The 24,010-nt window shown below is 49.7% G+C and carries 23 protein-coding genes and 1 riboswitch; of the genes, 12 read left to right on the forward strand and 11 right to left on the reverse strand.

Annotated features, from left to right (window positions below; translation table 11 throughout):
• The first annotated feature begins 33 nt into the window (after positions 1-33).
• The 6 genes from FO446_RS02510 (at position 34) to FO446_RS02535 (ending at position 6,304) form a co-directional block, all read left to right on the forward strand.
• The gene (locus tag FO446_RS02510) at positions 34-1,062 is read left to right on the forward strand and encodes an NADH:flavin oxidoreductase/NADH oxidase (RefSeq protein WP_173611874.1); all 1,029 of its coding nucleotides are present in this window, start codon (positions 34-36) and stop codon (positions 1,060-1,062) included.
• A gap of 147 nt (positions 1,063-1,209) precedes the next feature.
• The gene (locus FO446_RS02515; protein ID WP_229087916.1) at positions 1,210-1,800 is read left to right on the forward strand and encodes a TetR/AcrR family transcriptional regulator; all 591 of its coding nucleotides are present in this window, start codon (positions 1,210-1,212) and stop codon (positions 1,798-1,800) included.
• A gap of 74 nt (positions 1,801-1,874) precedes the next feature.
• Positions 1,875-3,254 carry an MFS transporter gene (locus FO446_RS02520; RefSeq protein WP_237899856.1) on the forward strand — a complete coding sequence of 460 codons (1,380 nt, stop codon included), beginning with the start codon at positions 1,875-1,877 and terminating at the stop codon, positions 3,252-3,254.
• 71 nt (positions 3,255-3,325) lie between these two features.
• Positions 3,326-4,711, forward strand: a complete 1,386-nt coding sequence (locus FO446_RS02525; protein ID WP_237899857.1) for a MocR-like pyridoxine biosynthesis transcription factor PdxR — start codon at positions 3,326-3,328, stop codon at positions 4,709-4,711.
• A 103-nt stretch (positions 4,712-4,814) separates the two neighbouring features.
• Complete coding sequence (locus tag FO446_RS02530; protein ID WP_237899858.1) at positions 4,815-5,588, forward strand: HAD-IIB family hydrolase; 774 nt, start codon at positions 4,815-4,817, stop codon at positions 5,586-5,588.
• A 20-nt stretch (positions 5,589-5,608) separates the two neighbouring features.
• Positions 5,609-6,304 carry a M24 family metallopeptidase gene (locus FO446_RS02535; protein WP_173611879.1) on the forward strand — a complete coding sequence of 232 codons (696 nt, stop codon included), beginning with the start codon at positions 5,609-5,611 and terminating at the stop codon, positions 6,302-6,304.
• 66 nt (positions 6,305-6,370) lie between these two features.
• Here FO446_RS02535 and FO446_RS02540 read toward each other — a convergent pair whose 3' ends face one another.
• The 10 genes from FO446_RS02540 to FO446_RS02585 all read right to left on the reverse strand — a co-directional run bounded on the left by FO446_RS02540 (position 6,371) and on the right by FO446_RS02585 (position 17,492).
• Complete coding sequence (locus tag FO446_RS02540) at positions 6,371-7,186, reverse strand: ABC transporter permease (RefSeq protein ID WP_173611880.1); 816 nt, start codon at positions 7,184-7,186, stop codon at positions 6,371-6,373.
• Positions 7,183-8,169 (reverse strand): ABC transporter ATP-binding protein, encoded by a 987-nt coding sequence (locus FO446_RS02545; protein ID WP_232774173.1) that lies wholly within the window; start codon positions 8,167-8,169, stop codon positions 7,183-7,185. Before FO446_RS02545 ends, FO446_RS02540 begins: the two co-directional genes overlap by 4 nt.
• A 21-nt stretch (positions 8,170-8,190) precedes the next feature.
• A complete protein-coding gene (locus FO446_RS02550) occupies positions 8,191-9,000 on the reverse strand; it encodes an ABC transporter permease (RefSeq protein WP_173611882.1) in 810 nt (269 codons plus the stop codon).
• 1 nt (position 9,001) lies between these two features.
• Positions 9,002-10,099 carry an ArsR/SmtB family transcription factor gene (locus FO446_RS02555; protein WP_173611883.1) on the reverse strand — a complete coding sequence of 366 codons (1,098 nt, stop codon included), beginning with the start codon at positions 10,097-10,099 and terminating at the stop codon, positions 9,002-9,004.
• 155 nt (positions 10,100-10,254) lie between these two features.
• Positions 10,255-11,583 (reverse strand): DUF4129 domain-containing protein, encoded by a 1,329-nt coding sequence (locus FO446_RS02560; protein ID WP_173611884.1) that lies wholly within the window; start codon positions 11,581-11,583, stop codon positions 10,255-10,257.
• Positions 11,580-12,770 (reverse strand): DUF58 domain-containing protein, encoded by a 1,191-nt coding sequence (locus FO446_RS02565; protein WP_173611885.1) that lies wholly within the window; start codon positions 12,768-12,770, stop codon positions 11,580-11,582. Before FO446_RS02565 ends, FO446_RS02560 begins: the two co-directional genes overlap by 4 nt.
• A gap of 4 nt (positions 12,771-12,774) precedes the next feature.
• On the reverse strand, positions 12,775-13,713 hold the full coding sequence (locus tag FO446_RS02570; RefSeq protein ID WP_173611886.1) for an AAA family ATPase: 939 nt from the start codon (positions 13,711-13,713) through the stop codon (positions 12,775-12,777).
• Between the two features lie 48 nt (positions 13,714-13,761).
• A complete protein-coding gene (locus FO446_RS02575) occupies positions 13,762-14,988 on the reverse strand; it encodes an MFS transporter (protein WP_221866648.1) in 1,227 nt (408 codons plus the stop codon).
• Positions 14,985-16,034, reverse strand: a complete 1,050-nt coding sequence (locus FO446_RS02580) for an ArsR/SmtB family transcription factor (RefSeq protein WP_237899859.1) — start codon at positions 16,032-16,034, stop codon at positions 14,985-14,987. The genes FO446_RS02575 and FO446_RS02580 overlap by 4 nt, the downstream gene beginning before the upstream one ends.
• 153 nt (positions 16,035-16,187) lie before the next feature.
• Positions 16,188-17,492, reverse strand: a complete 1,305-nt coding sequence (locus tag FO446_RS02585; RefSeq protein ID WP_232774179.1) for a homocysteine synthase — start codon at positions 17,490-17,492, stop codon at positions 16,188-16,190.
• Positions 17,493-17,581: 89 nt separating this feature from the next.
• Positions 17,582-17,688, reverse strand: a riboswitch (SAM riboswitch).
• A 311-nt stretch (positions 17,689-17,999) separates the two neighbouring features.
• On the opposite strand from FO446_RS02585, the gene FO446_RS02590 reads away from it, so the two are divergent.
• Both FO446_RS02590 and FO446_RS02595 read left to right on the forward strand, forming a co-directional pair.
• Positions 18,000-18,311, forward strand: coding sequence for a rhodanese-like domain-containing protein (locus FO446_RS02590; RefSeq protein ID WP_173611890.1), 312 nt, complete (start codon positions 18,000-18,002; stop codon positions 18,309-18,311).
• 81 nt (positions 18,312-18,392) lie between these two features.
• Positions 18,393-19,019, forward strand: a complete 627-nt coding sequence (locus FO446_RS02595; protein ID WP_232774180.1) for an SCO family protein — start codon at positions 18,393-18,395, stop codon at positions 19,017-19,019.
• On the opposite strand, the gene FO446_RS02600 is transcribed toward FO446_RS02595, so the two are convergent.
• Complete coding sequence (locus tag FO446_RS02600) at positions 19,016-19,354, reverse strand: YqzG/YhdC family protein (protein ID WP_173611892.1); 339 nt, start codon at positions 19,352-19,354, stop codon at positions 19,016-19,018. The two genes, FO446_RS02595 and FO446_RS02600, sit on opposite strands and share 4 nt — an antisense overlap.
• A gap of 103 nt (positions 19,355-19,457) precedes the next feature.
• Here FO446_RS02600 and FO446_RS02605 point away from each other — a divergent pair, with 103 nt between their 5' ends.
• From FO446_RS02605 to FO446_RS02620, 4 genes are all read left to right on the forward strand, one after another.
• Positions 19,458-20,228: a hypothetical protein gene (locus FO446_RS02605; RefSeq protein ID WP_237899860.1), complete on the forward strand. Its 771-nt coding sequence runs from the start codon at positions 19,458-19,460 to the stop codon at positions 20,226-20,228.
• 98 nt (positions 20,229-20,326) lie between these two features.
• Positions 20,327-21,997 carry a ribonuclease J1 gene (gene rnjA, locus FO446_RS02610; RefSeq protein ID WP_047073943.1) on the forward strand — a complete coding sequence of 557 codons (1,671 nt, stop codon included), beginning with the start codon at positions 20,327-20,329 and terminating at the stop codon, positions 21,995-21,997.
• Positions 21,998-22,076: 79 nt separating this feature from the next.
• Complete coding sequence (locus tag FO446_RS02615) at positions 22,077-22,505, forward strand: BrxA/BrxB family bacilliredoxin (RefSeq protein WP_173611894.1); 429 nt, start codon at positions 22,077-22,079, stop codon at positions 22,503-22,505.
• Between the two features lie 657 nt (positions 22,506-23,162).
• Complete coding sequence (locus tag FO446_RS02620) at positions 23,163-23,870, forward strand: SDR family oxidoreductase (protein WP_237899861.1); 708 nt, start codon at positions 23,163-23,165, stop codon at positions 23,868-23,870.
• The last annotated feature ends 140 nt before the right edge of the window (positions 23,871-24,010 follow it).

Below are 24,010 nucleotides of genomic sequence, written 5' to 3' on the forward strand. Positions count from 1 at the left end.
CATGATAATGAAAAAAAGTAAGGAGTGGAGCAAATGGCGTTGTTGTCTACCCCGTTTCAGTTTAAAGGACTTAGCTTGAAAAATCGGATTGTCATGCCGCCGATGTGCCAATACTCTGTGGATGCACACGATGGAACACCAACAGACTGGCACTTTGTTCATTACGTTTCTCGTGCAGTAGGCGGAACAGGTCTGATCATCGTGGAAATGACCGATGTCGAGCCGGATGGCAGAATTTCCAACGGCGATTTGGGCTTGTGGTCTGACGAGCAGATTCCGGCGTATGCGCGAATCGTCTCCGAGGTTCAAAAGTATGGGGCCAAAATTGGCATACAGATTGCTCATGCGGGTCGCAAAGCGGAAGACGCAGAAGTGCCTGTATCGGCGTCCGCGATCGCTTTCCCAGGGGGGCGCTACAAAACGCCACGAGCGTTGACGACAGCAGAGGTTAAGCAAATGGTCGTCAAGTTCCAGGACTCAGCGAGACGTGCGGTGGAAGCAGGGTTTGATACCATTGAAATCCATGGTGCGCACGGATACTTGATTCACCAGTTCCACTCTCCTTTGACCAATCAGCGAGACGATGAGTACGGGCGGGATAAAGCGCTGTTTGGCGTGGAAATTATTCAGGCGATCAAAGAGGTCATTCCAGCTGACATGCCGCTGATCATGCGTGTCTCAGCCGTAGAGTACGTGGATGGTGGGTATGGGCTGGATTACAGCACAGAGCTTTGCCGCCGTTACAAGGAAGCTGGCGTGGATATTTTCCATATATCCAGCGGCGGGGAAGGACCGATTGGTTCAGCAGGTCGCCCAGGTGTTCATCCTGGCTATCAAGTACCATTGGCACGTGCAATTAAGCAGGCATTGGATATCCCGGTCATTGCTGTCGGCAACCTCGATGATCCGAAAGTGGCGGAAGCATCGATTGGCAATGGCGATACGGATTTGGTAGCAGTCGGACGCGGCATGCTGCGTGATCCTTATTGGGCACTGCATGCGATTCATGAGCTGTCGGCGGATGAGTTGCAGCCACCGAAGCAATATTCGAGAGCGTTTTAATCAGGTAAAAGAGCGCTGGGCTTTCCTTTCGACTGCATGGGTCGGGGGAGAGCCCTTTTCTATGGTGAATCCTTGACACTTATTTACAGTCGGTTTAAGATAAATGTCAGTCAGTACTGACAATCACTTCCGGGGATGAGGATAGCAATGAGCAGCAGCAAAAGTCTTACAAGCAGTGAAAAACTGATGATAGCCGCAATCGATCTCATCGCGGAAAGAGGTTACAACGGCGTAACCACGCAAGAAATCGCCACTGCGGCAGGATTGAGCGAGAAGACGTTGTTTCGTCACTTCGGCAGCAAGCGGAATTTGCTGGAGAGCGCCTTTGACCGTTTTCATTACACGGAAGGACTGACAAAGCTTTTCGCGGAGAAGCTTACGTGGAATTTGCGCGAGGATTTGCTTTTAATCAGCCGAACGTATCACGAAATGATGAACCGCAATCGGAAAATGATTTTGATTAGCATTAAGGATGAGGCCCATTTGCCCGGATTCCGCGAGCGGACCCAAAAGCACCCGCGACAATTGATGGTACTGTTTACAGATTACTTCAAAGAGATGGGTAAAAAGGGCAAGATGATCCAAACAAACCCGGAGGCACAGGCAACTGCCTTTATGGTTATGAATTTCGGGGCGTTTTTGAACGATCTGGATGGCACTAGCAATTTTTCAGGGGTATCCCTGGATGTATTTATCGAAGAGAGTGTAGAGGTTTTCGCTAGGGGTTTGACTCCCTAGTTTTTTTACAACCCAAATGTCAGTCAGTACTGACAGTCAGAACGTGAATAACAAAGTGAAAGGAAAGATGCGGCATGGAAGCGACAAAAACGCAGCAGAACAGGGACATATTAATCCGAATCTTGATGTTTACCCTGGTCATATCCTCCATGAGTGCTTTGGTGTTTAACATTGCACTCCCGGAAATTAGCAAGGAGTTTGGTTTGAGCATAGCGCAGGTGAGCTGGCTATCGACTGCATATGGATTGTTATACGCGATCGGAACTGTGACGTATGGCAAGCTGGCGGATCGATACAAGCTCAAGAATTTGTTGACGTTTGGACTCATGTTGTTTACGGCGGGTTCGTTTTTCGGTTTGGTCTCCGATTCCTTTGCGATGGCTCTTTTCGGGAGGTGCTTGCAGGCAGTAGGGGCGGCTGTCATTCCGGCTACTGCGATGCTCATTCCTTTGCGATATTTCCCGCCCGAGAGCAGAGGTTCTGTTTTAGGAAGAACGGCAGTAGGATTGGCTCTTGGCGGTGCACTCGGTCCTGTCTTCGCGGCTTTAATCGTCAGCTTTGCTCATTGGCGCTGGCTGTTTTCCATACCGCTCCTGATCTTGCTTACGCTGCCGTTCTACCGTAAATATTTGGAGGATGAAGAGATCGCAGCTGGTGGGAATTTTGATTGGGTGGGTGGCTCCTTGCTTGCGATCAGCGTGACGTCACTGCTTTTGGGAGTAACGAATGGGTCGTGGTGGTTTGCATTGGGCAGTTTGGTTACATTGCTTCTGTTCGTCGTACGAATTCGTTCGGTAGCTGATCCGTTTGTCCAGCCGAAGGTTTTTGCCAACAAGCAGTATACAATCGGGATTCTGATGGCATTTCTCATAAATGGAATGGGGATATCGCTTTATTATCTCAGCCCGCTGCTCTTGGCTCAGGTGCAGCAGCTATCGACGAGCTGGATCGGCTTTGTGATGGTTCCAGCGGCCGTCGCTTCGGCATTGCTTGGTCGTGTGGGAGGAAAGCTCGCGGATAGGCGGGGGAATGCTTTTCTGTATTTCGTTGCGTCTAGCTTACTGATTAGCTGCTTTGGGTTGTTGTCTACTTTCACAAGCACCGCAGTTTTAGGCATTGCATTCTTTTTGATCCTTGGCAATGTGGGGCAGTCTTTTATGCAAATCTCGATGGCGAACTCGATCTCGAGGACGTTGACGAAGGAGCAGGCAGGAGTAGGCATGGGGATCTTTTCGATGCTGAGCTTCATTTCTATGGGGATCGCGTCTGCGGTATACAGCAAAGTGATCGATCTTGGCGCGACAACCAATTGGAACCCGGTGAATCCTTATACGAGCGGCTTTATTTACAGCAATATTTATTGGATGATGGCCCTGATGCACGTGTGTCTGATGGTCTTCTACTACTTTCAGTTCGGTAGGGTTAAAAGACATAGCCTTCTGGCGGATAGCTGATCTTTTGTTCATTCAGGCTTAAATACTTTATGTGGTAGACTAAAGCAAAAAAGGAAGGGGGTTCCTGCTCGGTGCGAGAACTTGCTGCCATTCGTTTTACAGAGGGAGAGCCATTGTTCATCCAAATCTATCACTTTATCAAAGACGAAATATTGCGTAACCAAATCGCGTATGAAGAGTTTCTACCCTCGATAAGAAGCTGTGCCCAATCGCTTGCTGTCAGCAAAAACACGGTAGAAGTCGCGTATCAGCTACTGGTATCGGAAGGGTACGTCACTAGCATTCCGAAAAAAGGGTATCAGGTGACGTACAAGGCAGAACCTCCTTTCGGGCAGCATGTAACAGAACGAGATGACCCTCGTATATCGCCGATTCGCTATGATTTTCGCTACGGCAACATCGAGCTGGGGGCATTCCCCTTTCATCCGTGGAATAAGCTGCGCAACAAGCTCATTGCCTACCATCAGCGAACGTATATGGTGGAGGGGCTGGCACAGGGCGAATACTCCTTGCGAAAAGAACTCTCGAAATTGCTGCATGAAACGAGAGGAGTCCTCGCTACGCCGGAGCAGATCATTATTGGAGCCACTCCGCAACAGTTGGTGTCGATGATCGTCCAGCTTCTGGACAGAGAGAAGCATGTGATTGGCGTCGAAAATCCGGGCTATGATGGTGCGAGAAATACGTTTCTCAACGGTGGCTACCGGGTACACGGTATTTCTTTGGACACAGACGGTGTATCCATCGAAGAGCTGAGACAAAGCGGGGCAAACATCATGTACGTGAGTCCTTCCCAGCAATTCATCAACAAAATGACGATGCCTTTGGAGAAAAGAAAGCAATTGACCCTATGGGCGCAATCTATCGCGCATTCTTATTTGGTGGAGGATGACTACGAATGGGAGTTTAAATATCAAGAGAGCTACATTCCTTCGATCCAGAGTCTGTCTCCCCAAAAAGTTGTTTACATTGGGCGACTTTCCAAAGCATTGCTGCCGCTCGTAAACGTCAGCTACGTTGTCCTTCCTTACGAGCTGTTATCGCGTTTTCACCAGCGGGTACCTGAATACGATCAGCCTGTTTCCCGCCTGGACCAATTGACGCTAGCGGCGTATTTGTCCGATGGCTATTGGCATAGACACTTGCAGCACATGCGAAAAAACTATGTGGAAAAGCGAGAGGTGTTTCTTCAGGCAGTCGCTCGCTACATGGACAGACGTGTGGAAATAGAAGGCAAGGATACGGGGCTGCATGTATTTTTGACCGTAAAAAGTCAGTGTACAGAAGCGGAACTCATGGAGCGTGCCTATCAAAAAGGCGTAAAAGTCTACGGAACTGCCCGATACTGGCTGCATGATACACGGGAGCATCCGACGGTATTGCTAGGGTACGGAGCATTGACCCCCGAAGATATTCAGGAGGGTATTCGCTCGTTGGCCAGCGCCTGGTTCGAGTAACAGAGCAGCTTTCTGTCCCACTCATCTTGAACAATCTGTCCCTTTGGCCTCGGACGGCTATCCATTACGATGGATGGGACAGCTATTAGAAAGGGTGGGAAAAATGAAATTTATTTTTGATCTGGACGGGACGATCTGCTTCAAGGGTCAACCGATCTCTACAAACATTTTGGATAGCCTGCTTGCACTCGAACAGGCGGGACATGCCGTAGGTTTTGCCTCCGCAAGACCGTGCCGTGACATGCTGCCTGTCCTCGATGAGCGGTTTGCCAACCATCTCCTCATTGGCGCGAATGGAGCGATGACACATCACCAAGGGAGCTTGCAGGGCAGCGTGCCGATCCCGGATCGTCTGGCGCAAGAAATCATCAGCATTCTCGAGGATTTTCGCGCGCAGTATTTCATCGATGACTCGTGGAATTACGCACATAATTGTATGTCGACGCATCCTTTTTTGAGCAATATCGATCCCAATCGGACAGCCAGCCGCGTGGACGTGGATCAACTGAATGCCGTGCTGAAAATCCTGATTTTATCGTGTGACCGTCACGAAGAATTGATGAAGAGAATCAAGGAACTAGACGTTACGCTGCATTATCATTCCGCAGAAGGCATTCTCGACCTCACGTATCGGGGGGTGAATAAATGGGCTGCCCTGAATCGTTTCGATGTGGCAGGGGAGCCGTTCATTTGCTTTGGTAATGACATGAATGATTTGCCGCTGTTTGAAAAAGCGCATCATTCCGTATTGATTGGCGACTATGAGCCGCTTCTTCCACTGGCAAAGGAAAAAATTACGATGGATGATCAAGTGGAGCAATCCATTGTCGCAAAATTGCGAGAGCTAGGAGAGAAGTATGAGTTAGCTCTTCCGTAAACGGAAAAGGAGGCCATCAAATGATGAATCCATTATTGGAGAAGAGACATCAGGCACTGCGCGAAGCAGAGACCAAAGCAGAGTTTTTATTTGCCACCATCGAAGAGAAGGGAATCATTCGCAGCGGTGTGACGGAAAAAGAGATCAACAAGGAGATTTACGAGCTGGCCTTTCAATTGTTCGGGATCAAAAAATATTGGCATAAGCGAATTGTGCGAGCGGGCAGAAACACGCTGTATCCGTACAGAGAAAACCCACCGAATTTGACTGTCTCCCCTGAAGATATTGTCTTTCTCGATTTCGGGCCCATTTTTGAGGACTGGGAAGCTGATCTTGGTCGGACGTATGTGCTTGGAAATGATCCGGTAAAACAAAAGCTACGCGACGATATTGAAAAAGCGTGGGACGAGGGCAAGACTTACTTTTTGTCCAAGCCGGATATTACGAGCAGTGAGCTGTTTGCCTACATGTGCGAGCTCGCAAAAGCATACGGTTGGGAGTACGGCGGTCCACACGCAGGACATCTCATCGGCGAATTCCCGCATGAAAAAATCCAAGGCGATGATATCGATAATTACATTCACCCAGACAACCACAAGCCGATGAGAGAACCAGATCAGCACGGTCAGCCGCGCGATTGGATCTTGGAGGTTCATTTTATTGATCGGGAACGGGAAATCGGGGGATTTGTGGAGAAGCTGTTGACGGTAGAGTAAGAGGAATAAAAAAACGCCTTTTCCAATCAGGAAAGGGCGTTTAATATGTAACTCTCCTTTGTCTAACTAATACATCACCATGTTCCCGGTCTTTTTCATATGCTTCTCCGCTTGCTTCAATAACAAGACGGTCGCTGTCACGAGCACCAGCAGAACAGCGGCGAGAAGTCCCATACTTGGCAACATGGTTTGCAACGACGCTCCCTCCATCAGCAGCTCGCGAATCAACTGAAGCGCGTAGGTCAAGGGAAAGCAAAAGGAAATGACCTTGGCCCAAACCGGAAAGGCCATCGGGGGCAGACGGACACCAGAAAAGATCAGCATCGGCTCATCCAAAACGGTGTACAGAAAGCTCGCGTCGCGTGAAAACAGAAAGAGCACACAGAGAAAGCCGCCCCAGACGATGGCCGATACAAGCAAAATGAGGAAGGCGAGTGGAGGCGCCCACCAGCCGCTCAATTGAATGCCATCGACAAAAAACAAGGCTAACAGGGCGAAGCAAAAGAACAGCCAGACCCCTTCGATCAGCGAGGAAAGTGAACGCCCGTACAGAAAAGCGAGTCGGTTGACCGGGCTGATGAAGATCATTTCCATGGTTCCCGCTTGCCGTTCAAAGCTCATTTGCCAGGATGACTGCACCAGGCACCAATAAAAGATGTAGCCTAAATAACCAGTCAACAGGAACAGCGGCAACTGTTCGTAGCTGATGAACCGGGCTAGCGGGGAATCAGCTCCCATACGGAACGGTGCAAACGAATAATAAGCGGTCACGAAATTAATGACAGGCCAGACCAAGAGCGAGAAGTAGATCATTTTGCTGTGAAACGAATGGCGATGCTCCTTGATGATTTCGGCCAAAAGCAGGCTGCCTAGCTGTTTCATGCGCCCCTCCGATCTGCCATGTGCAGGATGACGTCCTCCAGTGATGGCTGTTGGGTAGAGAGACGCAAGACAGGGGACTGGTGAGCAGCCAAGAGGGAAAGCAGCGGAGTTGTCATATCCGTTTTTCCTCGTAATGTCACTTCCCAGGTCTGCTCGTCTGTTTCTGCGATTTCACGCGAGCCGCCGTAATCTTGAGCCAGCTGGCGCAGATCGTAATCGAGCGAGTCGGAGAGAGAGGGGATCACTACCTGTAAGGCTGTATCCAGGTGGAGCGATTTGGTCAGGTGCTCCGGTGTATCATGCGCCACGAGCTTTCCTTTATCGATGATGTATACCTCGTCACAAAGCTCTTCTACCTCATGAATGTAGTGGCTGGTCAACAGAATGGCTTTTCCGTGCTGGGAAGCGAGTTCACTTACATGCTTGCGAAGCTGTCGGGCGATGGGGGCGTCCAAGCCGAGAGTCGGTTCGTCCAGAAACAGGTAACGCGGGTCATTGATCAGGCCACGGGCGATTTGCAGTCGTTGCTTCATGCCTTTGGAATAACGCTCGACAGGGGTGTTGGCGGCCTCATACAGGCCAACCTGCAAAAGCAATGCATCGATCCGATGGCGCAGTTCCTGCCCTTGCAAACCGTATAGACTTCCGAAATATTGCAGGTTTTCCCGTCCTGTCAGCCGCCAGTACAGCATGCGCTCTCCACCGGCGATCATGTTGACCTTGGCTTTGACGAAACGATCGTCCTTTACCGCGTCATATCCGTCTACCGTGATCGTGCCGCTGGTCGGGGTGAGTAGTGTGGAGCACATCTTGATCGTTGTTGTTTTTCCTGCACCATTAATGCCTAACAATCCAATAATTTTGCCGGGTACCATGCGAAAGGACAGATCAGCGACTGCCTCGACCTCTGTCCATTGTTGGCGAAACCAACCTTTTTTCTCCTTCACCCGGTATACCTTCCGTACATTTTCTGCAATCAGCATGATTGTTGACCTCCTCGTTTGTTATCCAAAAATCGATTCCATGACGCGTTTTTCCATCCGACGTATGCCCCACACCCCGATGACGAGATAGACGAGGGACAGGGCTGCCATATGAAATAGCTGTGGGGAAACAGCATGCAGCGGGGCTCCTTGAATCACGCATTGCCGAAAAGCATCCAACGCAGGCGCGAGCGGCATGATGAGACCGAGTGGTTGCACCCATTCAGGCAAATACGGAATCGGAAACGTTACCCCACTGACAAAGGCCATCACGGCAAACAGCGTGTTTTGTGTGATGTACGTATCGCGGAACCAAAGCATGAGACTGCCCAAAACGAGCGCCTGGCAAAAGAAAGCCCCTGTAGACAATATCCAGACAAGAACGGCGCTCCATACGTTCGTGTGAGAGAGCGTGAGTCCGAACAGCGCCCCCACCAACACAATCACTGAAAATTCAAACAGAGTACGCATGAGCTGTTGAGCGACATTCCCCAAAAAGTATCCTCTGCGCAAGGAAGGGGTGAGCAAAACCGCCTCCAAGGTCCCTTCCCGTAGCTCCGTAATGAGAGAACGGCTGACATTCATCAAGGTAGAGACGGCAAACGCATAAAAAGCTCCGCCGAGGATGGCGTACGACAAGTAATCGGACGAGCCGGTGAGATATGCGAAATTTTCGTCCAACTGCCCGGCAAATAAATAGTGATAGGCGAAAAAGGCGAACAGCACCGTATACACCCCGGAAAAAATGTGGCCGATGACAAACGACCACGGATAGGCACGAATCATTACGCGGGTATTGCGGATAAAGGTAGCTTTGGCGACATGAAACACGTTATTTCCTCCGTTCTGGGAGATGTGATGAAGCAGGTGGAGAGACAAGTCCGGGAACGGGCATATCGATGAACTCATGCAGATCGACGGCGAGTTGTTCCAGCCGTGATGCAATCGCGCGGTAAAATACATACCGTCCCCGCCGTTCACTCCAGATAAAGCCTGTGTCTACCAACAGATTCAAGTGCTTGTTGACGGCAGGCTCACTGATGTTGTGCAGGTCAGCCAACTGCTGCGTGCAGTAAGGATGAGCCAATAACGATTTGAGAATCGCCGTCCGTGTCGGGTCACTGAACACCTTCATTTTGCTGATGAAGTCAGTGGGAATCACCGAGGTGGCTCTGGTGCCGGGAACATCAACGGATAGGCACACGGAGATATGGTCGTCGTAAATGCCGAGCAACAAATGCGGCGCGACAAAAGTAGAGACACGCAAATGGATACGAGCCAGCTCCGAATAGCCAAATGTGTACGTTTTTGCCTTATGAAATTGCAAGAAGTTCTCGTGCACCTTCAAGCGCGGATGTACCTGCGACAAAAACGGAATCGGTTCCAGCTTGATCTGCTCTTGTGCTTCATGTACGGCGCGAACGAGCCACGGTTCAATCCGCCGTTCTTCCGTCTGGAAAAAAGGCAGGTAGTCGTAGCAAAACTCCAGAAAACTGCGCTTAGTCGAGAGCGGATGGCGCAAAAGCTCCCGATGCTCCGGTTTCAGTTCGTCAAAAATCTCGTCCGTACGCCCTTGCATCCAAGCATGAAGTTGTTTGGGATGATAGACGGGACCGATCATGAGCTGGACAAACTCACCAGCATCCATCGCCTGTACGCGCTCCAATGCGGCCTCAACAGAATGCTCAAAGCACTCCTCCCAAGGCGCCAGGAAGTCCATGGCATCGAGAAACTGATTGGACATGGAACTAAAATAGTGAAGCTTTTTCAAGAGCGAGGCAGGTAAAGCAATGAGCAACTCCTCCGCCCAATGCAAGCGGGAGGTATGATGCTCAGGCTTTGCAAGCACGTGGAGACTTAAGAAAAACTCATAGCCGGGTATGTATGCGACATGAAGATGCTTACGCAGCCAATCAGGCAAATCTTGCACCGAGCATCCTCCTTTCTTGTTCAATTAACCATTTGGTGAATTCAAATTGAGAGTGGGCAAAATTGAAGAAATTATGCCGGAGGGGCATCCCGATGTCAAGAGAAAGAAAAAGAAAACAACCACGGCTAACACATAGCGCGTGGTTGTGGGACGTATTACGTCTCGGAGAAACGAGAGCCGAGCGTCTGCACGGCTTGCTGCATCGCAGTCAAATCCGCTTCGGGAAGCGATTTTTCCTGATAGCGATATTGCTGATAGTAACGTGTGATGCGAGCGACTGCATCTAGCTGACCTGCATCTAGTAAAAGCTGTTCGCGCAGGCGATTGAAAAACTCTTGGGGTGTCTCATGCAGCTTGATTGGCATTCCTTGCTTCTCCATGAGTACGAGGAATTGATAGTAGGCGTATCTAGTGGGATCATCCTCTGGGCCGACGGGCTGTTTGAACCATTTGGCAGAGTCATCCTCAGCACTTTCTTTACTGGAAGAGGGGGGGATAGTGGACAACACGGTGTTTTGTGCAGCAGCCACTTCTTTTTCCCGCGTAATCGTCCCCTTGAAGCGCTTTTTCCATATGTATCGGCCGAGCAGGATCACACAGGTAAGGATGAAGGCAATGATTAAGTATGGCTGCAGAATAGAAAAGAGTGATTCTCCGAGCGGTATCTGTGCCTCGGGATTATCTGCTTTTTGTCCTGCACTTTCCATGAGTATCTGCATGCCTGCCTGTTTTTGGCTCGCCTTCTCGTACAAATGTTCCAACATTTCCACAATGAAAATAAGCACAGGCTCAAAGAGCGTATACAGCCCATTGCTGACAGGTCCTTTTATCCAACTCCAGAACCAATAGATGAGTCCAAGTGCGATAGAGCTGACAGCCACATAACCCGCGATCAAAAGAATACGAGTGCCGAGCACTTGACTGCCGAGCATCAAGCTAATACGTGCAGGCAGCCTCGTAGAAAGTGATCCTTCCCGCAGCACGAACGCCACAGTCGTCACCAACATATAGCTGAGAGTAATGAGGATGAGCATGGAAAAAGAGGCTGCGAGCGAATAGGAACCCGGGTCAACAATGGAAGTGTAAAGTACAGCTATCACGAGCTGCATCAGGCCCGCCATCAACGCCAGAACAAATCTGCGTTGCAGACTGTCATGTCGATAACCTTTCGATGCGGCACTTTGTACTCTCCAAAAATAAACAGCAGCCAGTACAAGCGCGATGAGCCAAGAATCGTAGAGATAGAAGCAGCCCATTCCTATGAAAAAAACAAGGGGGTACAGCAACAGATGGAGCGTAAATCGACCGCCACCACCATAGTACAACCAGCTCCCCGCCATGAGCAGAATCGCTGCGACCAGGCAAAACGTGAGGAGTTGAGTAAAGCCTGCTGTCATATACCCAAACAAGATCAGGAAAACGCCCGTCAGCATGGCCTCCAGCCAAAACGCGAGCGTCCAACGCCCCATCAAGGAGAGTGTCATCCCATCACCACGCTCCTTTTTTTCAAGCGAGCATGCTCAAAACGCTGGATGGTGACAGGGTCAGAAGAAACATCCAGTACCGCAACCTGATGACCGTATTGAATAAGGCGCTCCGCTGAGGCTTGTAAGGATGGGTCCATTCGTGGTGTCACAATGAGAATGGCTTCCTCCCCATGTGCCCCCTCTAACCGACGAAGAACAGGCGCCAGTGGCGTCGTCACAAAATGGTGAATTTGCGCCAGCTGGGTCATGACGTGCAAGTGGTGTGCCTTGCCATTTCCCGCAGGCAAATGAAAATGCTCTCGTCCTCGTTGCTTTACGGTAAGGTACAGCTCATATCCGACCGATTTTCTCCTGCACAGGCCAGCCAAAGCCGCAAGACAGGAGATCGTCCGTTCATTGGTCATATCGTTATACTTTTGCATCATTGGTTCATAGGAGGGCAGGATATGCCCGACGATTCGCCAGTTCGGATGGGCTGTATACTCGAAAAGACGCGTCTCCAGTGAACCTGTTTTGGCGGTTGCCTTCCAATGGATGTGCTTGAAACGGTCGCCTGGCATGTATGACCGAACACCACGCTGAAAAGTGGGGTCGTCCTGTTGGCGCTGACGAGAGAGCCGATTCCCGTCCGGTTCCGATTCAGCGAGCACGACGGGAGAAAGAGCAAGAGGCAACGGATAGACCAGCAAGGAAAAGGAAACCGACAATGTCATGGCGGTAGGCTCCTCACCCAATAACGGCAAAGTCTCGGATTGAACATCTCTCAGCCAAACTGTGCCGCGTTTGTTCGGGACGAGAATCAAGGTGCGTGTAGCACTTTGCCGCATCGGCAGATCAAACCGCAGGCGAACGCTAGTCCGATGATTGAGGAGTCGCACCTCGTCTGCGCCTTCCACCGAAACATGCTCCGGCAGTGTGAAGCGAAGCCAGGTAGCAGGCAAAGGCAGCCACGAACGATTGTGCAAGCGAACTGTAATGTGCACGGGTGTCCCTGACAGGACGCGCGTTTGATCACTGGACCATTCGAGCGACACCCACTTGGACATGGACTTGGCCCACCAGTCTTGTGCAGCGGGGAGAAAAAAGAAAAAGCCCCCAAACAGAAAGAAAAACCAGTGGCCCGAAAAAACGGCGAAGAGCAGCAAGACAAAACCGATTACGTGAAAGGTTTGCTTGGTGATCATAGCACTACACGCTTTCTTCGACGGGAGCGGGGACGCTGGTCAAGATTTGCTCCACGACTTCCTGCTCCGTCACATGCAGCTCTGCTTCCATAGAGAGGCGGATGCGGTGGGCTGCCAGACTTGGAAACACCACTTTTACATCATCTGGCAAGACAAAAGTACGACCAGAAACGAACGCGTAAGCCTGAGCGGATCGCAACAGGGCGAGCATGGCGCGCGGACTGATGCCCACCTCAACCGAGCGATGCTGGCGAGTCGCTTCCGTCAGGTCGATGATATAGTCTTCCACTGGTTGGCTGACGTGAACAGTTGTGACCTCGCGTTGCAGAACCGCAATTTGTTCGACAGTGATGACCGGCTCGACCGCCTCTAATGGGGAGTCGCTGCGGAATCTCCGCAAAATTTCTTTGGCATCCTCTCTTGTACCGTAGCCAAGAGACAGCTTGAAAAGGAAGCGGTCCAACTGTGCTTCCGGCAGTGGATAGGTCCCCTCCGATTCAATCGGATTTTGGGTAGCAATAACCAGCATGGTCGATGGGAGTGGCAGGGTGACGCCTTCAATCGTAACCTGGCGTTCCTCCATGCATTCCAGCAAGCCGGATTGAGTCCTGGGAGTGGCCCGGTTTATTTCATCTGCGAGCAAGACATCCGCAAAAACAGGTCCCTTGCGCAGTTCGAATTCACTTGTTCGTTGATTGAACACGTGTAGACCGACGACATCAGATGGCAGTAGATCCGCGGTGAATTGCAGACGGTTGTAAGAGCCACCAATTGCTTGCGCCAATGTTTTGGCAAGCACGGTTTTTCCCATTCCGGGCAAGTCCTCCAGCAATACGTGTCCACGGGCGAGCAATGCCGTTACTAATAGGCGGATCTGACTTTCCTTGCCCACGATGACGCTGCTGACAGCATGCTGAAGGTTATCCAATGTCGGATGAGTCATGAAAATTCTCCTTTTCCCATTCAAAATTGAGGAGTCGTACGGTTTTTATTATATATGGAATATCCTGTTAGTTACAAATTTTCGAAATAATATTCCCGTAAGCGCAGCGATCACGATGACGGCACCTACAGAGATGTAAAGAGGGCGAATCCCTACCTGATCGCTCAGCTGTCCGCCAAGCCAAATACCGACGGGCATCGTCGCACGTGCGATGAGCAAGCGGACAGACAGTACACGCCCCATTAGCTCGGAAGGAACGTGAAGCTGATACAGGCTAGTACTGTGTACTTGGAAAAACGGAGCAAACAGACCAGCCAGTAGTTCGATGGTGATTGCGAACCAGATGTCATGGGTAAAGCCTATTGCAACAAAGCTCAAGCCACCTAGTACCAGTGATCCCAACATGATCAGGGGCTGTCCGAAGCTGCTACGGAAGCGAGGGACGAGCAAGGAGCCGAAGAAATATCCCAATGGATAGCCAGCCAAGAACAAGCCTACATGAAACGAGGTGCCTTGCAGCTCGCCGGCTACAAAAGGCAGGTTTAGTACGAGTGTGACTCCGACAGCGAATTGGACGAGAGCTGAGTACAGGCCAAGCCAGAGCAGAAGGGGTTTCTGCCAAAAAATCGCTAGACCAGCCTTAAACATGGCGAACCAGGATTGCTTCTTGTTGGCAGTATTCGCTGGGGCGATTGGACAAAGAACCAGAAAGAAACCGCTGAGCGCATAGCTGATCGCGACCAATGCGAGTACGGCCTCACCACCAATACTCGCCACGAGAATTCCAGCCAAAGGCGGACCTGTAATCAAGGCAATTCGCAGGACGCTATCCAAATAGGCATTGGCTTGGAGGAGTTGCTCTCTTTTGACCAGAGCAGGGAGGAGCGACTGACTGGCTGGCACATACAGCGGTTGGACGAGACCGTTGATCAAAGCAGTGAAATACAGCGGCCAGAGTGATTCTGTCCCGGAAGTAATGACTACAAAAGACAAACAAAACGCAGCAGCTCGCATCCATTGAGAAAAAAGCATGACACGCTTCTTATCGAATCGGTCGATGTACGGCCCGGCTACCAACTGAATCGCGAGCGACGGCAAAAAATACAGAAGCCACATCTGTCCGACCGCACCTTGTGAGCCTGTTGCCTGATAGATTAACCAGCTATTGGCGAGGGTACCGAGTGAGGCGCCGAGTTCTGAAATGAGCTGACCGAAAAGAATCCAACGGTAAGAACGCTGCTGCCAGACAGAGGCTTGTACCGCGTTTTGGTTCATGGGTTGCTCCTGTCCAGGAAGTCATCCCACATCAGGGGAAGCTTGTCCAGCGTATGACGGCGTAGTCTGTAACGGGAGCCTGCTTGTTCAACGAGATGGGCAGACCGCAGCATGGACAGGTGATGGTGCACGGTCGATTTCGCCATGGAGAGTTGATCGGTTATCTCTTGCAGACTCAGGTCCTTTTCCGCCAGCAATTTGACCATGCGTAGCCTGTGCTCGTCTCCGAGTGCTTTTAAGGCTTGCACCAGTGAAGGGGGTGGCTGATAAGGATCTACAGCATCGTGCAAATTTTCGTCGGCCACAGGGTAATAAAAAATTTTCGTCCCGACAGCATCGGCCTGTACGGTCCACGGGCGATAGATCGCTTGTGGAATCAGCAGTACGCGTGTCACGGCAGGCTCAGGGAGGTAGTTCGAACCCGTCGCATACTCTACCAAGGCTTCCGGGGTGAGCTTTCCTAGCTTGTTTTGCTTTTGCGACCAATCCCGTTCTAGCATGTGAACGATTTCTTCCTCACGCGGCTTGATGTGAGTGGTATACCAGCCTTCCATCAATTGGAGAATATGGCCCCGCAGCCCTTCTGCATCAACGGAAGTAATATGGCCGATATACGATTCAAAAAAGAGGTGCGCACGGCACGCTTCCTGCAAAGCGGCGCAATCATCTTCGCTTCCTTGTGCAGCCTTCCGCCGTGCTTCCTGCATATTTTCACCGAGATAAGGGAGGGCTTCGTATCGGAGCTGTTCGGTTGAGAGCTCTCTAACATACGAAAGAAAGGAATCCAGATCAGCGAAAGGGCAAAGATCGAGCAGTTGCAAAAGCGTCTTCCACGTGTTGTGCTCCTTCGCATATTCGACCTCTTGCCGTACAGAAGGTGATAGCTCGTCCAACAGTTGGCGCCAGTAGGCAGGAGGGTGTTCCATCGTGTGATGCAATTGATCGTAGGTAGCGGCAGCGATTCCCAGGGCAGCTTCGAATAAAGGAGAATACGAAAGCTCAACCCGGTAGGTCGTTCGTTCACTGCCAATGTTCAAAATCTTCATGTGATCATCCTTCCAAAATTTGTGCATGATTGTATTTTATAAATACCGAATGTTAAATTCAATATTTTTCGAACAAAAATAGAAAAGGAAAAGAAGAATCACAAAATCTCTATCCAAAGAGATGACGTGATTCTTCTTTCTGTAAAGGTATGGTTAACCTACCGTGGATAATTGCAGCGCACGCTGCAGGGCTTGCTCCAAATCGGAAATGATATCGTCAATGGATTCTGTGCCGACGGAGAGGCGAATAAGTCCCGGGGTCACTCCGGCTGCTGCCTGCTCTTCTTCCGTCATCTGCTGATGTGTTGTGCTCGCTGGGTGAATGATGAGTGACTTGGAATCTCCGACATTTGCGAGATGGGAGAACAGCTTCACTGACTCGATCAATGTTTTTCCTGCCTCAACGCCACCGCGAATGCCAAAGGTCAGAATCGCGCCAGCACCTTTTGGCAAATATTTTTGGGCCAATTCACGCTGGGAGTCTGACTCCAATCCCGGATAACTCACCCACTCTACGGCAGAGTGATTGGCAAGGAATTGGGCTACTGCCAAGGCGTTTTGGCTATGCCGCTCGATGCGCAGATGCAGAGTTTCTAATCCTTGCAGGAACAAGAAGGAGTTGATTGGGGCGACTGCTGCTCCGATATCTCGCTGGAGCTGAACACGGGCCTTGATAATATAGGCAAGCGGACCGACTGCTTCTGTATAGACGACGCCATGATAGCTGGGGTCTGGTGTAGTCAGCCCTGGGAATTTTCCGTTGTTCCAGTCGAATTTTCCAGAGTCTACAATGATACCGCCAATTGCCGTTCCGTGGCCGCCGATGAATTTGGTGGTGGAGTGCACGACGATATCGGCCCCGTGCTCAAAAGGACGGCACAAAATCGGAGTTGCAAAGGTGTTGTCCACGATCAAAGGCACTCCATTTTCGTGAGCAATATGGGCGATCGCCTCGATATCAGCGACATCAATGCGCGGGTTGCCGATTGTCTCGCAAAACACGGCTTTTGTCTTTTCATTGATATAGGACCGGAAATTTTCCGGATTGGATTGATCTGCAAAATGAACCTTGATTCCAAGGCGGGGAAGCGTGTGGGCGAACAGGTTGTAGGTACCGCCGTAGAGGCTGCTGGAAGCGACGATCTCGTCTCCTGCATGCGCAATATTTAAGATCGCGAATGTAATGGCAGCTTGCCCGGATGCGGTTGCGAGTGCGCCAACACCACCTTCAAGTAAGGCAACGCGCTTCTCAAACACATCCTGGGTGGGATTCATGATACGTGTATAGATGTTCCCAAACTCTTTTAAGCCAAACAGGTTGGCTGCATGCTCCGTATCGCGGAAAACATAGGAGGTCGTCTGATAGATCGGAACAGCACGCGAGCCTGTTACAGGGTCAACCTCCTGTCCACCGTGTACCGCAAGTGTTTCTGGCTTCCATTGTTGTTGATCGGACATGTCCATCTCTCCTTTTACTATGGGGAATCGGCAAATAAAAAAACGGAGCATTCTCCTGAGAAGAAGAAGCTCCATCATGCACGGGCTTTTGTTCATCTCTCAGAATCACTGGATTCTGCAGGAATTGGCACCATGCAGCTAGTCTGCTGGTTGCCGGGCTTCGTAGGGCCTGTCCCTCCACCGCTCTTGATGAAAACAATTGTTGTCGTAATTGTATGAAAATAAAACCTTGCTGTCAACGATAAATATACAGTTATCGGGGAGGTTTTTATGTATATATGAATGAAGGTGGTTCACCCATGCCATTAATTTGTAACGGTTTTGTCTCAAGCTGTTCACAACCCGTGTGGCTATTGCCGCAGCGAAATAGGAGATAATGGTAGAAAATGGGGAGTATGGATGCATGGTGAAGCCAAGTGCTCTTCGCGTTAGAAAAGTAAAAAAGCGTGTGATATCATGGAGGTGGTTACAACTGATCTGATTGTACATATAGGAGGATAAATAGCGATGAGCCATGGAGTAAAGGAAATTACACCACAAGAGCTGTTGGAAAAGCTGGAAGCCAAAGAGGAACTGCAAGTCATTGATGTACGTGAAGTGGAAGAGTGGAATGCAGGTCACATTAAAGAGGCAAAGCTGATCCCGCTCGGCTTTTTGCCACATCGCATTGATGAATTGGATAAGAACATTCCGATTGTGATGGTTTGCCGCAGTGGTGCCAGAAGCAATACAGCAACAGAGTATTTGAGTGCACAAGGATACGACGTGGCAAATATGGTTGGCGGCATGCTCGCATGGCCAGGTGAAGTGGAACAGTAAGATGTGATAGAAACAGTGTGAATGCCTCCCGTGTGTAATCAGGAGGCATCACGCATGGGACAAGCAGGGAGGTAGCAACCCGTGAGTGAAGGAGCACAATTGCAGCAGGAATCTGCAATGAAAAAACATTGGTTTCCTGTGTTAGCTGGTATTATCCTTTTGGCTATCATCGGAGTATTTGGTTATAATTACATGACAGAAGAGAAGATCGAAGTGTTGAAGCCGATCGCGGACTTCACCTTGGACAACAGTGACGGAACAACCTACACATTTCATTCAAGTGCTGGCAAGGTACGATTGGTAGAGTTTATGTTTACCAAGTGCCCGGATATTTGTCCGGCGACTACGTTCAACATGGCCAAGCTGCAAGATCAGCTGAAGGAAAAGGGACTGTTCGGAGACAAAGTGGAGTTTGTTTCCATTTCTTTTGACCCTGATAACGATACGCCGGAAGTCTTGCAGGAGTATGCAGCCAAGTTCAAGGCAGATCAGAGTGGCTGGAAGTTCCTGCGTGGGGACGCTCAGGCTGTAGAGAAAGTGACGAAGGATTTTGGTCTGATGGTCATTAAGGAGCCAGATGGTTCTTATTCCCATACAGCTCGCATGTTCCTGGTGGATGGAGATGGAAACATGCGCCGCGCATACGGGATGGCAGCCAACATGGAACTGGATGTCATGATGAAAGAGATGGTACAGCTCGCTGACTAGCGGGTCTCCTCATAGGAGATGTTTACGACTTCTTCTGTCTGATTCACGAATTCAATATGAACGAGTAACGCCCACCTGCGATTGCTTTCTTGAAGCAAGAGCTTAAACGTCTCTTCCGACGTGGTGGGCGTTTTTTGTTTTCGTCCGAGATGCAGGTAATCCACAATTTGAGCGCTTGGATATCGCTTCATCGTTTCCTGCATTGCGAGTCTGCCCCATTTTGCATAGGAAGGCTGGGCGTAGGTAGGGACCGTCTGAAAGATGAAGAGGAAAAGTACGATAGAGAGAAGGGGCATCATGTTCCGATAGCGAAATAGGCGACGAGCGGTTTGCACTTGCTGATCCCTCTCCTTTTCGAAATGGCTTGCCATGTATTTTGAAGACTTTTCGGAATATGATTCGTAGAAAATAATGACAATGAAGTGCGGGAGGTATTCGATGCATTACTTGCTCATTCCCTTATTTGGCGTTCCTGTGTTAGTGGGGGTTCTTGCGGCGATTTTCCAAAAGCCTCCTTTCTGGAAAAAATGGGGGCTCACGATTGCTTCAGCCGTATTGATTTACGGGGGCTGCTTTGCCGCGAATGTATATTGGCAAATGAAGTATGGTATTCCGGTGCTGCCCACGGAGGCCGACTTGGAGGTATTTTTCTATTTTTGTATCCTGTTGGTGTTTGTTTGTATCCTCCTGTATATTGGCTTTTTGATCACGATGAGAAAACAGTTCTGGAAGATGAACCTCGTTTTTCTATGCACAGCTTTTGGTTTGTTTAGTTTTTTTGCTGCTGCCTTTTTAGGGATGGGTCCCTTTTTGAAGAAAGCGGAGTACGTTATCGTCGTACAAAAAGCAAAAGACCAGTGGAAAGAGGCGAAGATGGACAATGAGAAGCCCATTGACCTCGCCCTCGTATACAGCAGACAAGAGTGTACGAAAAATTGTGCCGGGTATCCTTATTCAAGCCTCATTTTGGTACGGAATCAGTCGGACCAGCCGTTGGAGATCGATTTGAAGTTGCGATTGAAAAACAAAAGCGGTGCCGTATTAAAAGAAGTCGAGGCCGTACCACTACAACTCTCTTCAGGAGAAATTACGGAGGTATGGACGGGCGATTCTTATGCGAAGCACGACTTGTGGGCGAGAGCTAGTGTCGTTACCGATGAACGAGTTGCCGATTTGGAGTATCAGTATTCGATTATTGACCGAAGATGAATGTGTGGAATAGACAAGACTGGGTGAAACGAACGTCTTACGTTGTGATATAATAAGAATGGCATGCTTGGTTCGGATTCCCATAATCATGCACGACGATGTTAGGAGGAAAGAGTTTGAGCGACGTTAAGATTTTCGCGATGGGCGGCCTCGGCGAGATCGGAAAAAATATGTACTGCGTCGAGTATGAGGACGAAATCATCATCATTGACTGCGGGGTGAAATTCCCCGAGAACGAAATGTTCGGTATCGATCTGGTTATCCCAGATGTTTCCTATTTAGTGGACAACCAGCACAAGATCAAAGCACTTTTGTTAACGCACGGACATGAGGATCACATTGGCGCGATTCCTTATATTTTACGGCAAATCAAGGTGCCGATTTACGGTGGTCGTCTGACCCTGGGCTTGGTCAAGGCGAAGCTGGAAGAGCATCGTTTGCAAAATGAAGTGAAGCTGATTCCGATTTCGGAAGATACGGAAATTCCATTTGCGAAGCTGAAGGCGACATTCTTCCGGACGAACCACAGTATTCCAGATTCTCTGGGAATTGTGCTCCATACACCAGAGGGTATGGTCATTCACACGGGTGACTTCAAGTTTGACATGACACCAGTCGGACAAACAACGGAGTACGGAAAAATTGCACGCATTGGTGCGAGCGGAGATGTTTTGGCGCTTTTGTCCGATAGTACGAACAGTGAGCGTCCTGGATTTACGATGTCAGAGAGATCGGTAGGGGAAGGGATTCTCGATGTGGTACGCAAAGCGCGTGGACGCATCATTCTGGCTACCTTCGCTTCCAACGTGCATCGTCTGCAGCAAGTGGTAGATGCTGCAGAGCAGTGCAATCGCAAAGTAGCGGTTATTGGCCGCAGTATGGAAAAGGTATTCTTGATTGGTCAAGAGCTTGGCTATATTCAGATGCCAGAGGGCATGCTGATTGATATTAAGCACATCGATAATTACGCGGACAACCAAGTGCTGATTATTTGCACAGGCAGTCAAGGTGAGCCGATGGCAGCGTTGACCCGGATTGCATCCGGATCGCATCGCACTGTTTCCATTTATCCGGAAGATACGGTGATCATTTCTGCATCTCCGATTCCAGGAAACACGATCAACGTAAGCCGCACGATAGACAAGCTGTACCGTGCAGGTGCTAACGTAGTATTGAGTCACGAATTTGATATTCACGCATCGGGTCATGGCAGCAGCGAAGAGTTGAAGCTCATGCTGAACTTCATTCGTCCGAAATATTTTATCCCGATCCACGGGGAATACCGGATGCTCAAGACTCACTCCAAGCTGGCCCAACAGGTTGGGATCGAGGAGAGCAACATCTTTATTATGGACAACGGCGAAGTGCTGAATTGCAACCGCGAAAAAGCGTGGCTCAGTAAAGTACAAGCAGGGATTGTTCTCATTGATGGCAGCGGTATCGGCGACGTCGGCAATATCGTCCTGCGCGACCGCAAGCATTTGGCTGAGGATGGCTTGATGGTCGTGGTTGTCAGCCTGGATATGAAGAACTTCAAAATTTTGACGGGCCCAGATATCGTGAGCCGCGGCTTCGTATACGTACGCGGTTCAGAATCCTTGATTCAGGAAGCGACACAGCTTGTTCGTGGGCGCCTACAGGAAGCATTGGATAAGAAAATCAAGGAATGGTCTGAGCTGAAGTCACAAATTAATGAAGTGATCAAGCCGTTCATTTATGAAAAAACAGGCCGTAACCCAATGATTCTTACCATTTTGATGGAAGTGTAGCTCCTGCTTTCTCGGGTAGGCGCGGTCGGGGTATAATAATAAGTAAGTTGAACTTCGTGATAAAAAGGAGAGTTGCCCAATGATGTCTTATGAAGCATATATGAGCCAAGTCATTCAACCGATGCGCGATGAGTTGACTCGCAACGGTTTTCAAGAGCTTCGCACTGCTGAAGAAGTAGAGCAAGCACTGCCAAATGCAAAAGGCCTGACACTGGTTGTCGTGAACTCGGTTTGTGGCTGCGCAGCAGGACTCGCTCGTCCAGCAGTTGTACATTCCTTGAACCACACTACCAAGCCGGATAACATCTTCACTGTATTCGCTGGTCAAGACAAGGAAGCAACTGCAAAAGCTCGTGAGTATTTCGAAGGCTATGCTCCATCTTCCCCTTCCTTCGCGATCATGAAAGACGGCAAAATCATGACCATGATCGAGCGTCATCAGATCGAGAACAACGAACTGGCAACAATCGCTGGCCTGTTGACCAACGCTTACGACACTTACAAATAAGAAATGCGAAACATTAAGAGGCGCCCGGTAACGGGTGTCTTTTTTTACAGACTTGGTGTTAGTAATCGTTTGAAATGGGGCTGTAGTGAAGAGAAGAATATTTCCAGTCTAGGCTCCAGGCTCCGTCCATCTGAGGGTTAAGACTGTCCGCTCCGAAGGGATTCGCGGGGAAACGCAAAAGTGGTAGCCGCTACGCCGTATGGGCACGGTTGCGTTTCTGTTGCCCGCTAATCCCTTCTCCGCTCGGTAGGACTCCACAAGTCGCTACGCCTGGAAATATTCTTCTCTGTCGTTACTGATGACATTTCTTCATTCTTTTAAATCTTTTAAAGCCCGTTTAAACAGGGAAAGCTCGTAGAGGAAACAGGAGAAAACAGCGAAGATCTTAGGGACACCGACCGAGACTCCATGCAAAAAGCGAAACACGCTCTTAAGCGTCCACCTCTGAAACACATCATGAAAGAACTACTTTGGACGCGGTTTCGCTTTTTGCATGGAGTCGGGCAGTCAATCCCCCAGTGGGTGGACCTAGAATCTGAGCGTTTTCTCCTGTTTCCTCCCCACCACTACAGCCCAAAATCAAACTTATTGGGATTGATTTCCTTTAGTTATTATACTAAAATATTTAATAAGTATAATAATGGAGGGGGAGAGAAAATGAACAAGCTGGTAGTGATTACAGGCGTGACACGTGGTTTGGGCAGGGAAATGGTCGAGCGTTTTCACGAAGCAGGCTGGACAGTTGCAGGCTGCGGTCGTTCGGAAAAAGAAGTGCAAGGATTGCGTCGGCAATTCGGAGATCAGCATCATTTTTCTGTTGTCGACGTTTCGGTCATGGAGCAAGTGGAAAAGTGGGCAGAGGAAATCAAAGCCGAGGTGGGAGTTCCCGATCTGTTGATTAACAATGCCTCCATTATAAACCGGAACAGTCCAGTCATTGGGCTTGCAGCAAATGAGTTTTCAAGAGTAATGGACATCAATGTGAATGGTGTTTTCTATGTGATTCGCGCCTTTTTACCGTTTATGGTTCAGCGCGCAAAAGGAGGAGTCGTCGTCAATATCAGCTCGTATTGGGGAAGATACGGGGAAGCGTTTTTATCGCCGTACTGCGCTTCGAAGTTCGCTATCGAAGGATTGACGCAATCATTGGCAGCCGAATTGCCTGAGGGAATGGCGGCAGTGACGCTTGATCCAGGAGGCAGTATCGATACTTCTATGCTCCGTTCATGCTCACCAGAAGATGTGGACACCGCACCGAATCCGGTAGAGTGGAGCCATGTAGCGGTACCGTACATCATCAGTCTTGGTCCGAAAGACAACGGAAAGTCACTTACCTGCCCACCCGTGAGAAAAAGAACCAACTGAATATCATTGCCATTGTTTCATTAGCTGTCGAGATACCCTCGGCAGCTTTTTTGGTACCTGTCGATGGGAGACTTTATTCATCGATTATTTGACTTCCATAAATATTTTTCAAAAAAAGTTGCGATCTTTTTCCACCATTT

The organism is Brevibacillus brevis, assembly GCF_022026395.1.
Taxonomy (GTDB): Bacteria; Bacillota; Bacilli; order Brevibacillales; family Brevibacillaceae; genus Brevibacillus.

Bases quoted from the DNA above. Each gene is read 5' to 3' on its own strand.
- FO446_RS02510 (WP_173611874.1), top strand. From the start codon at position 34: ATGGCGTTGTTGTCTACCCCGTTTCAGTTTAAAGGACTTAGCTTGAAA.
- FO446_RS02515 (WP_229087916.1), top strand. From the start codon at position 1,210: ATGAGCAGCAGCAAAAGTCTTACAAGCAGTGAAAAACTGATGATAGCC.
- FO446_RS02520 (WP_237899856.1), top strand. From the start codon at position 1,875: ATGGAAGCGACAAAAACGCAGCAGAACAGGGACATATTAATCCGAATC.
- FO446_RS02530 (WP_237899858.1), top strand. From the start codon at position 4,815: ATGAAATTTATTTTTGATCTGGACGGGACGATCTGCTTCAAGGGTCAA.
- FO446_RS02535 (WP_173611879.1), top strand. From the start codon at position 5,609: ATGATGAATCCATTATTGGAGAAGAGACATCAGGCACTGCGCGAAGCA.
- FO446_RS02540 (WP_173611880.1), bottom strand. From the start codon at position 7,186: ATGAAACAGCTAGGCAGCCTGCTTTTGGCCGAAATCATCAAGGAGCAT.
- FO446_RS02545 (WP_232774173.1), bottom strand. From the start codon at position 8,169: ATGCTGATTGCAGAAAATGTACGGAAGGTATACCGGGTGAAGGAGAAA.
- FO446_RS02560 (WP_173611884.1), bottom strand. From the start codon at position 11,583: ATGACACTCTCCTTGATGGGGCGTTGGACGCTCGCGTTTTGGCTGGAG.
- FO446_RS02565 (WP_173611885.1), bottom strand. From the start codon at position 12,770: ATGATCACCAAGCAAACCTTTCACGTAATCGGTTTTGTCTTGCTGCTC.
- FO446_RS02570 (WP_173611886.1), bottom strand. From the start codon at position 13,713: ATGACTCATCCGACATTGGATAACCTTCAGCATGCTGTCAGCAGCGTC.
- FO446_RS02575 (WP_221866648.1), bottom strand. From the start codon at position 14,988: ATGAACCAAAACGCGGTACAAGCCTCTGTCTGGCAGCAGCGTTCTTAC.
- FO446_RS02580 (WP_237899859.1), bottom strand. From the start codon at position 16,034: ATGAAGATTTTGAACATTGGCAGTGAACGAACGACCTACCGGGTTGAG.
- FO446_RS02585 (WP_232774179.1), bottom strand. From the start codon at position 17,492: ATGTCCGATCAACAACAATGGAAGCCAGAAACACTTGCGGTACACGGT.
- FO446_RS02590 (WP_173611890.1), top strand. From the start codon at position 18,000: ATGAGCCATGGAGTAAAGGAAATTACACCACAAGAGCTGTTGGAAAAG.
- FO446_RS02605 (WP_237899860.1), top strand. From the start codon at position 19,458: ATGCATTACTTGCTCATTCCCTTATTTGGCGTTCCTGTGTTAGTGGGG.
- rnjA (WP_047073943.1), top strand. From the start codon at position 20,327: ATGTTAGGAGGAAAGAGTTTGAGCGACGTTAAGATTTTCGCGATGGGC.
- FO446_RS02615 (WP_173611894.1), top strand. From the start codon at position 22,077: ATGATGTCTTATGAAGCATATATGAGCCAAGTCATTCAACCGATGCGC.
- FO446_RS02620 (WP_237899861.1), top strand. From the start codon at position 23,163: ATGAACAAGCTGGTAGTGATTACAGGCGTGACACGTGGTTTGGGCAGG.